2 protein-coding genes are annotated in these 3,039 nt (G+C 32.3%); both read left to right on the plus strand.

Translation table 11 applies throughout. The features are described 5' to 3' along the window. Positions 1-248: 248 nt before the first annotated feature. Positions 249-1,169: a PstS family phosphate ABC transporter substrate-binding protein gene (locus ACK5ON_RS02970; protein WP_396175151.1), complete on the plus strand. Its 921-nt coding sequence runs from the start codon at positions 249-251 to the stop codon at positions 1,167-1,169. A gap of 10 nt (positions 1,170-1,179) precedes the next feature. Beyond that, positions 1,180-2,841 (plus strand): tetratricopeptide repeat protein, encoded by a 1,662-nt coding sequence (locus ACK5ON_RS02975; RefSeq protein ID WP_409819732.1) that lies wholly within the window; start codon positions 1,180-1,182, stop codon positions 2,839-2,841. Positions 2,842-3,039: the final 198 nt, after the last annotated feature.

Here is a 3,039-nt window from a genome sequence, read left to right on the forward strand (position 1 = left end):
CAATCAGCTGAATAAATGGTTTCAAAATTTATAGAAAACTTTCAGAAGAAATCGCTTAAAGAGCGATTTCTTCTCGTTATAGGGATTTTGTTTTTTTTGATTTATTTAACATTTGGGCTGATTATTATATTTTGGAAGTCATTACCGTTAGCATTAGATTATAAATATCGAATTGTTTTTGGAATTTTGTTAATTGTATATTCTTTTTTCCGATTTTTGCGTTTCTTTAATAAAGAATAATTTTTGAAATGAATAAAGTAACAAAAACAATTATTGGTTTTTTACTACTCACTTTACTTTTTGTTTTCTCTTGTCAAACTAAAACGGATAAAAACGAGGAAACTATTATAAAGGGAAAAGCTACTATTTATGTAGACGAATCTATATTGCCTATTGTTGAAGATGAAGAAGCTGTTTTTGAATCTCAGTATGAGGCAAAGTTGTATTTGGTACCAAAATCAGAAAATGAAGTTTTGAATTCAATGTTAAATGATACCGCTAAAATTGCCATCTTAACTCGAACGCTATCAGCAGATGAATTAAAATCTTTTAAAGCCAAAAAAATAAGTCCAAGAATTACACCTTTCGCAACAGATGCTGTGGCATTTATAAAAAATAAAACTGCAAATGATACTTTGATTGCTTTACAAGACGTTGTTGATTTTGTGCACGGGAAATCAGTTCCAAATATCAAAGGATTGGTATTTGACAATGCCAATTCGAGTACAGCACGATATATCTCTGAAATTGCCGGAATGGCAGTTGCTAATCAAAAAAACATCTTTTCATTTAAAACAAATGAAGAGGTAATTAAATATGTAGCTGAAAACTCAGGTATGATTGGCGTAATAGGAATGAATTGGATTTTTCAACCGCCATTGGATTTGCAAGAAGTTGTAGATAAAGTCAATGTAATGGGAGTTAAAGGCAAGAATTCCAACGAATATGTTTTCCCAACACAAGATAATCTTGCACAAGGAAAGTATCCTTTGGCACGGCGTTTGTATATCATCAATTGTCAAGGATATACTGGATTGGGAATGGGATTTGCTTCCTTCCTTGGTGGCGAAAGAGGTCAAAGAATTATATTAAAATCGGGTCTGGTTCCTGAGCGAGTACCATCGAGAAAAATAATTATAAGAAATAAAATTACTAAAGATAAAAATTAAATACTGCAAGATGAACAAGTTTAAAATTTTCAGCTTAGCGTTAGTAGCAACAACCATTGCGAAAGCACAAGAATTAGAGCCAGCGAAGAAAGCGATTGATGCTGAACAATTTGAAAAAGCGAAATCAATGCTGAAATCAGTTATACAAGCAAAACCAACAAATGGAAAAGCGTCCTTTCTTTTAGGAAATATTTATTTGAAACAAAACATTTCAGATTCAGCTTCAATTTATTTTCAGAAAGGATTAGCTTGTAAAGATGATGCAAAGTTCAATAACATTGGATTGGGTCAAATGGATTTGGATGCTAATAACAAAACGGCAGCTCAAGCAAAATTTGATTTGGTTACCAAAGACATGAAAAAGAAAGACACCGAAGAATATGTTTATATAGCTCGTGCTTTTATGAATGCTGATAAACCAGATTATAAAAGCGCGATAGCTGTATTAACAAAAGCAAAAACTGCAAATCCCACAGATGCCCAAGTGCAATTGGCTTTAGGAGATGCCTATTATGGTGACAAAAATCAAAACGATTCCTATGTTGCCTACAGAAATGCCTACCAAACTGATCCTTCATTAATTAGAGCAAAAATGCAATTGGGTGTTTTGTTAAAAGGAGCAAAAGCTTATACAGAAGCCGTAAAAGCTTATGATGAAGTAATCGCAATTAACCCAAATTATGGTCCGGTTTACAGAGAATTAGCAGAAACCTATTATTTATGGGGAAGTAATGTACCGTCTACCTATAAAGAAAATATCCAAAAATCATTAGGATTTTATGAAAAGTACATGAGTTTAACAGATTACTCAATAACATCAAGAATGCGTCACGCTGACTTTTTAATCTTAGCCAAAGATTACAAAGCATTAGAATTGGAAGCGAATAAGATGAAAGAAATTGACGGTGTAAACCCAAGAATACTTCGTTATTTGGGATATTCGGCGTATGAAAATGGAAACCCAGATGTTGCTTTAGACGCACTACAAAAGTTTATTTCAAATTCATCGAACAAAATTATCCCACGTGATTATTTGTATTTGGCTCAAGCCAAAATCAAAAAAGGAACTAGTGCCGATGGGAAAACGGTTGATGCTACTTTATTAGCTTCTGCTATTGAAGATCTTAAAAAAGCGGTTGAAATGGAACCTTTATCTGCTAATGAATTAAACGAATTGGGTAAAAAATTATACGACCAAAAAGCATTTGCAGCAGCCGCAGCAGTTTTTGAAGTTGCTGTAACAGTCCCTACATCAAAGAATTATTTACTCGATAATTTTTATTTAGGGAATTCATTATATTATGATAATACCAGAAAAGATGTCGTAAAACCAGACCCAATTGCTTTGCAAAAAGCAGATACGGCTTTTGGAAATGTAATCACCGCTTCTCCAACAACACAAGATGCCTATTTATTCAGAGCAAGAACCAATAACTTGTTAGAAAAAGATGATTTGATGGCAACCTATTATCAACAATATATCGATACTGTCACCGCAAAAGGCGAGGCAGAAATCACAAAAAATAAAAATAAGTTCATCGAATCTTATAACAACATAGCTTCTTTTTATGCAAATTCAGATAAAGCAAAAGCAATTGAGTTGTTGAATAAAACGCTAGCTCTTGATCCTGCTAATGCATATGCACTTGAGGCATTGAAAATGTTGAAATAAAATTAAAAAAACATTATAAAACCCCTGATAGGTTTTCAAAACAAAAACTCAACACAAAAATCAGTTTTTAGATAACAAAAGACTAGTTAAAAAATAGGGATAGTTTAAACCCATAAATACTTTAAAATAAGATTTGGAAAATATTATTTATCCTTCTAAAAATTCGCTCCATTTTTACCTTTCCATTTGCCTTCAAAT

It is taken from the genome of Flavobacterium sp., from assembly GCF_046317795.1.
GTDB lineage: Bacteria > Bacteroidota > Bacteroidia > Flavobacteriales > Flavobacteriaceae > Flavobacterium.

Bases quoted from the DNA above. Each gene is read 5' to 3' on its own strand.
- ACK5ON_RS02970 (WP_396175151.1), top strand. From the start codon at position 249: ATGAATAAAGTAACAAAAACAATTATTGGTTTTTTACTACTCACTTTA.
- ACK5ON_RS02975 (WP_409819732.1), top strand. From the start codon at position 1,180: ATGAACAAGTTTAAAATTTTCAGCTTAGCGTTAGTAGCAACAACCATT.